The organism is Fulvivirga imtechensis AK7, from assembly GCF_000331535.1.
Taxonomy (GTDB): Bacteria; Bacteroidota; Bacteroidia; order Cytophagales; family Cyclobacteriaceae; genus Fulvivirga; species Fulvivirga imtechensis.
Genome location: NZ_AMZN01000025.1, coordinates 93,772 through 99,771, shown reverse-complemented (window position 1 = coordinate 99,771; position 6,000 = coordinate 93,772). Strand labels below are relative to the sequence as shown.

Genomic DNA, 6,000 nt, shown 5'->3' with positions numbered 1-6,000 from the left:
CAATATTGCATCCCTACCGGGATGCTTAAGTTAACGGCTATGGGCACAGGGGCCGGGGCCCCTGGGAGAGGGGTGATAACTGAAGTGAAGCTTCTTCAAAGGCGATGAAAATCCAGAGAAATAGGATTTTTTCTGCGCCTTTCTATTGCTTTGGTTTGTTGGGCTACTTTTCAAGAAGTGCTTTGCTAAGGGGTCCCGGCACAGGGGCCGGGAACTGGTGCTAGGGGTTTTTAATACTGTTTTTTCCACCTCAGAGTCGTCTGAAAGGGACTCTGAGGAAATCAAATATTCAACTTATACCTCGTACTCCTGCCACCGCTCTCCCTTAGAAAGATGCCCATTTCAAAAAGCTCCTGCAAATCCCGCGTGGCTGTGGCTTTTGAAGTTCGGGTGGTGGACATGTACTTTTTGGCAGTCATGCCACCTTCGAAGCCTTCCGGGCCTGATTTTAGCATGGTTTTGATCACCTTGAGTTGGCGGTCATTGAGTTGCTGGCTGTATTTGTCAAAGAAAACTGCTTTTTTAAATGAGAAAGAAATCAGTTTTTCGGCATCGTCTTGTGCATCCATCACCACCTGGGTAAAATAGTGTATCCATGCAGTGATGTCCAGGGTGCGTTGAGCTTGCTTGAGCGCATTGTAGTAAGCCTGCTTATCCTGTTCGATGGTTTTGGACAGGCTGATGATCAAGGGCTTTCCCAGGCTTTGATATAATGCTTTTTCGGCTAAAACTCTGCCTATCCGCCCATTTCCATCCTCAAAGGGATGTATAGATTCGAAATGCAAATGCGTAATAGCCGATCGTATCAGTGGGTTTTCTATCACTTGTTTACCCCTGGAACCAGTGGCATTAAACCAGCTTATAAATGCTTTCATCTCTTTTGGAACACGGGAAGAGGGAGGAGCCTCAAAATGGACTACTTCTTTACCTATGGTGCCGGAAACTACCTGCATGGATTCTGTGTGTTTACGCCACTGGCCTGCATTTATATTTTTGCTCCCCTTCATTAGCGTGGTGTGCCAATCAAATAGCATATTTTCACTCAACTGCTCGGCAAACGTGTTGTGGAGCTTAATGATAAGCTCTGATATTCCCTTCGCGCGTTCATCCGGAATATTCTCTTTGGGAGGCTGAAGGCCCAGATTCTTTTTGATAGACGAATACACATCTTCCCGGCTGAGATATTCGCCCTCTATTTCTGATGTTTTCATGGCTTCATATACCATGAGGTCAATGATAGCCTCTATCTGTGTGTCTTCAGGCATTGCTTGTATCAACCCATCGATATGACCGCTTTTTAGCCCGTAATTCAGCAGTTGTTTTTCCGGAAAAGGAGTATTATAGGAGAAATTAGGCCATTGTTTATGTTGCCAATTGTACATCATGAGCCGAATATACAACTTATTCGGCTCAAAATAAAGTAAATTATGAGCCGAATAGCCTAATTATTCGGCTCAGGCAAAATAACAGGAATTAATTTAAGGCGCCCTTAATAATTCTTTTTTACAGAAAGTAGATATTTTTTTACTTTAAAAGGTGCTTCGGGAGCCTGTGTTCCGGAGGTGCGATCTCAAAATGCATCAGTTATGCCAATTTTTGAGGTTTCTACCCCGGTTTTCATCCCGATGTTCCAATCGGGACGAAACAACCCCGAAGGGATCCCTTTGGGAAAGAAAAAGGCGCCACGGGCAAAGCCCGTTTTTCCCGCTAAACGCTCATTCCCAGCCCTTACGGCTGCTCGCCCACATGCATCAAACGGGCCGCGCTGCCCGTGGACGTCTTGCCCGCCTGGGGACGATTAATTTTCATGGGGATCTAATTTACACCCCTTTATTTTTGGCTTTGCCGCTCACCATACCAATAACAGCAATAAATAACCACGCGATATTGGCAAACATAGAAGGATAGGCATGGTGATACCCTGAATTAATGGCCATGAAGAGGCCCGCCAGGATATTCATAGTGAGAAATATACTGGAGTTGGAGGAAACGATATTTTTCGTGTTCAGGTAGAATGCGGAGAGTACCAATACCATGGCTACCCAACCTATTATCTCGATGATTAGCAGTTGCATATTTCTGTGCTTAAATCGTTAAATCATATCGCTGTTCTCTTAATTTTTTGCCAAATGCTGTCGACTCTCTGGATTCGGTCAGCACAAATCCGTGTCGTTTGTAAAGAGTGGCTGCAGCCGATAGCTCATGTGTAGTCCATAAATAAGCGGATTGGTAACCGGCTCTTCTTAAAAATTCCATAAAAAGCTCCATCAACTTTTTGCCCAGGCCTATTCCCCTGTACTTTTCTTCCAGGTAAAAATACCGAAGTTGCGCGGCATTATTTTCTCTGTGCATTAACAAAATGAAGCCTATAATATTGTCGTTATGCTCGCAGATCCAGGCCCTGTCTTTTTCAGGGTCAAAATTCTGGTAGAATTCATGCATGCCAGCACCTACATAGGTTTCAAAAGATACTCCGTAGCCATACTCATCACCATATACCTTTCCATGACGATGGATAACATAGCCCAGGTCTCCCGGGCGGATTTCATTCCTAATATAGATATCGTTAAGTGAAATTTTAGCGTCTGCCATATTTTAAATATTTACTGAATAATAAGTTGATTCTGTCAACTATTTGGATAAAAAAAATGCTACATTTTCTTCGTTATCAATGACCTTATTTCTTTCATTTTATTCACTAATGTCACCACTTCTTCATTTGTATGTTTGTCAAAAATATTCCTGATCTGGCTACTGGATGCGTTGTCAAGTTTATTAAACTCTCTTTGGCCCAGCTCCGAGAGACTCAGATTGGTGGCTCTCCTGTCACTTGCCGAAACATGCCTCCGAATTAACTGCTGCTTCTCAAATTTTTTGAGAATTCGGCTCAGATACCCTTTATCTATATCAAGTATAGTGATCAAATCTGACGCGGTCAGTCCGGGGCTATGATTCAGCTCGAATAGTACCCGAACTTCAGGCAGGGAGTAGTTGCTGTTAAGAATGTGCTTGTCCAGTAAGCCTATAATTTTGGTATAAAACCTGTTAAAACTCCTTATTTCTTCTACCTGTGACTGATCCATAGGGTAAATGTAGTTTATTTAGTTGACTTTGTCAACTAAATAAAAATTATTCTTAGCAAACTGGAGATAGTGAAGAGGTACGGGGTTGGTGTTACAATAAATTGAAAAGAGGGATAAGTCCAAACCAAAGAATATACGATAGGGTGGCGATCATCAACGAATTTATTCTGGGTGGTGGCGAGGGATTTTTAATGTAGCGAAGTAGTAAATAAACAATGATCAAGGCGTGTGGTACTATCATGAAAATAGCAAGACTGTATGCCCCCGGGAGCAGATCGAAAACGTGCCAGGCAATGCCTGCTACAGTTGCGAATACTACAAAGGTCAAAGCCACTTTGGCGGCATTCTTTCGTCCTATTTTTACTGCAATAGTTTTTTTTGAAACCGCTTTATCAGCTTCATAGTCAGGAATTCCGGCAAGGATAATAGACGGTAAAATAGCCAAAAACAACGGGATACTTAGCAGCCATGGAAAAGGATCCAGCACATTTCCCCCTTGAAATACATACCCACAAAGCACGACCAATATACTGTGAGTGATGCCTACATCCAACTCTCCCCAACCATGATAAGACAATTTTAATGGAGGAGCAGTATACCCCAGAGCTAAAAGGTAAGGCACGGCCATTAATGCAGCGCTTTTACCAGAGATGGTCGTTTCCATAAATAACAAGCCTGCTAACACTATCGAGAGTATAAGGGTTGCTAAACTGGCACTCCTGTTTTCTTTAAAGGTCAGCTCCTTTTCAACAAGTACTCGTGATCCTCCTGTAAATGGGCTGTGAAATTTGTTTTGCTTATCAGAACGATAGTCATAGTAGTCATTCGTTAGTACTGTAGCCGCTTCCACCAAAAAGATCCAAAAAAAGCCTATCCAGAAAATTAACGAGTTGTAACTATGACCGAGGTGGATGGCTCCGAGCGCTCCGGTAGCATATGCTACCAACGTCATGGGGTAGAACTGGAGTCGGAGTGCCTTGAGCCAGGTAGCTATTTTGTCGCGGACTTTTCCCCACTGGCTTAGTACTCCATGCTTCAATTTTAATCCTGCGTGAAACGCCTTTTCCAAATACTGTGCGCGTTGCGATTTGTTAGATGTTTTGATAGGACTGAATGTCAGGATACGGACAGGGTTTACGCCACAGAATTGTAGTGTGGCTTGCTTCAAGGCCCGGTGGCCCGGACTTTTATAGATCCACTGATATACCCATTTAGGAGTATCCATAGTTGTAATTAGCTGCGCTGATTTTCCCTTCAGCAATTTGCCCCACACATTGGTATCCTCTGATTCTGTAAAAGCAAACCCCGGTGTAAATACACGATCCAGAAAACCTTTCAAAAGTGCGGGCATCGTACCCCACCAGGTGGGATAAACAAAAACAAGATGATCAGCCCAGGCTATTAACTCTTGGGCTTCTTTCACATCTTTTTCAATAAACTGGTGATGCGGTGATGGTGTGGTTACGTGGAGGTTGAATGTCTTATCGGCAAGAACATAACTCATTACATTTGCCTGAGCTTGTTTCGCTCCTGCTTTATAGGATTGCGCAAGTGCCCCGGAAAAGCTATTCTTACGTGGGTGCCCCTCAATTACCAAGACATTCATAATCTATTTTTAAGTGCTCATTGTTTTAACAACGCATGGGTATAAATAGATTAGACTGATGGCAAATGAATGTTTAAGAGTCTTCAGCTCTCACGAATCATCTGCAAGGGAGTCGGAGAAGTGACAATTATAAACTAGCCCACAATTCTTCAAGCGGGTATTGAGATATTAGTATTTAGTATTGAGATAACTCGAAGACCTAGTCGGAAGAACAAAAGTGTATCACTCAAGACTCGCGACTGGCTACTCGCACTTCTATTGTTACTCGATTGCACCGATTCCTTGGGAGGCAAGTTTTGCTATTCCATCTTTCATGGTTTTGAGTTGGTCAGGAGAGTGGCTCTGCCAAATTGTTACCTCACCGACCACTTTAAGCGGGTGTTGTGAGCGGTAAGACATGGAAGGGTTGCCGGGGAATTTTTGGTCTGTCAGGTTTGGATCATCTTCTATGGGTCCAGTGGGTTCTACCAGATAAATTCTTTCCCGCCCTTCGCCCAGGGCAAGTTCGGCTCCCCATACTGCAGGGTCTAAAGTTGCTGTGAAGTAGATGTATTTGGCTTTGTTTTGCTCACCGAAGTTGGAGTTGTATCCAACTTCCAGCAGCTCCCCGAGTTTCAAATCAGCTTTAGTACCATGGAGATATGTCTGAATGAATGGGGTATGGACTGTCGGTGCCGATTGGGATTTGTTGTTGTTTTTGGCCATAAATCTTGAATTATTTGAGTTTCTCAATAGTTTGATTTGCCAGTTGTAGAGCCTTGGTCAGGTAAGATTCTATGATCTCTCTTTCATCGTTTGAAAATGAAGCAATCAACCGATCTGTTTCATCTTGAAAAGCCTGGTAAAAGGGCCTCAAAAGCGCGATTATTTTTTCACTTTCAGGGACTATGAAGACCTTTCGTCTATCAACCGAATCAGGTTGTCTCTTCACCAATCCCTTTTTCTCAAACCTGTCGATAAGAGCGGTTACCGACCCTGTCGTCAAGCCCGTCAACTCTGCCAGATCACCTGCCGTTAGTTTTCCCCTTTGAAGAAAGAAGCCCAAATACTTGTGGTCTGTGCCTGAAAAACCTGCTTTCCTTGCGATCGTCTCATGCATTTGAATTGAGGTGTAGGCATACTTCTGACTGAGTTTTCTGATTTCCAACACCTGATCATTTTTCATACATAAATCTTGATTATCAATTATCTTGATAGTAAAGATAAATAAGAATAATTAAAATTTCAAATACAAATTTCCTGAGTGTCAGTCAGGGAAATCGCTTTTAAAAAAAAATGAAAACCCGGGAATTTTGGTTATATTTGGGAGTG

7 protein-coding genes are annotated in these 6,000 nt (G+C 43.0%); all 7 read right to left on the bottom strand.

Features of this window, described 5'->3' with window-relative positions; translation table 11 throughout:
* Positions 1-281: 281 nt before the first annotated feature.
* Positions 282-1,385 carry a Fic family protein gene (locus C900_RS07645; protein WP_009579155.1) on the bottom strand — a complete coding sequence of 368 codons (1,104 nt, stop codon included), beginning with the start codon at positions 1,383-1,385 and terminating at the stop codon, positions 282-284.
* A 435-nt stretch (positions 1,386-1,820) separates the two neighbouring features.
* Positions 1,821-2,075 carry a CBU_0592 family membrane protein gene (locus C900_RS07640; RefSeq protein ID WP_009579154.1) on the bottom strand — a complete coding sequence of 85 codons (255 nt, stop codon included), beginning with the start codon at positions 2,073-2,075 and terminating at the stop codon, positions 1,821-1,823.
* 10 nt (positions 2,076-2,085) lie between these two features.
* The gene (locus tag C900_RS07635) at positions 2,086-2,592 is read right to left on the bottom strand and encodes a GNAT family N-acetyltransferase (RefSeq protein WP_009579153.1); all 507 of its coding nucleotides are present in this window, start codon (positions 2,590-2,592) and stop codon (positions 2,086-2,088) included.
* 59 nt (positions 2,593-2,651) lie between these two features.
* Positions 2,652-3,083, bottom strand: coding sequence for a MarR family winged helix-turn-helix transcriptional regulator (locus C900_RS07630; protein ID WP_009579152.1), 432 nt, complete (start codon positions 3,081-3,083; stop codon positions 2,652-2,654).
* A 91-nt stretch (positions 3,084-3,174) separates the two neighbouring features.
* Positions 3,175-4,689, bottom strand: a complete 1,515-nt coding sequence (locus C900_RS07625) for an NAD(P)H-dependent oxidoreductase (protein WP_009579151.1) — start codon at positions 4,687-4,689, stop codon at positions 3,175-3,177.
* A gap of 261 nt (positions 4,690-4,950) precedes the next feature.
* Positions 4,951-5,394 (bottom strand): NAD(+)--rifampin ADP-ribosyltransferase, encoded by a 444-nt coding sequence (arr, locus tag C900_RS07620; protein WP_009579150.1) that lies wholly within the window; start codon positions 5,392-5,394, stop codon positions 4,951-4,953.
* Between the two features lie 10 nt (positions 5,395-5,404).
* On the bottom strand, positions 5,405-5,854 hold the full coding sequence (locus C900_RS07615; RefSeq protein WP_009579149.1) for a MarR family winged helix-turn-helix transcriptional regulator: 450 nt from the start codon (positions 5,852-5,854) through the stop codon (positions 5,405-5,407).
* Positions 5,855-6,000: the final 146 nt, after the last annotated feature.

Excerpts from the sequence above, each read along its gene's own strand:
- C900_RS07645 (WP_009579155.1), bottom strand. The coding sequence starts at position 1,385 with ATGATGTACAATTGGCAACATAAACAATGGCCTAATTTCTCCTATAAT.
- C900_RS07640 (WP_009579154.1), bottom strand. The coding sequence starts at position 2,075 with ATGCAACTGCTAATCATCGAGATAATAGGTTGGGTAGCCATGGTATTG.
- C900_RS07635 (WP_009579153.1), bottom strand. The coding sequence starts at position 2,592 with ATGGCAGACGCTAAAATTTCACTTAACGATATCTATATTAGGAATGAA.
- C900_RS07630 (WP_009579152.1), bottom strand. The coding sequence starts at position 3,083 with ATGGATCAGTCACAGGTAGAAGAAATAAGGAGTTTTAACAGGTTTTAT.
- C900_RS07625 (WP_009579151.1), bottom strand. The coding sequence starts at position 4,689 with ATGAATGTCTTGGTAATTGAGGGGCACCCACGTAAGAATAGCTTTTCC.
- arr (WP_009579150.1), bottom strand. The coding sequence starts at position 5,394 with ATGGCCAAAAACAACAACAAATCCCAATCGGCACCGACAGTCCATACC.
- C900_RS07615 (WP_009579149.1), bottom strand. The coding sequence starts at position 5,854 with ATGAAAAATGATCAGGTGTTGGAAATCAGAAAACTCAGTCAGAAGTAT.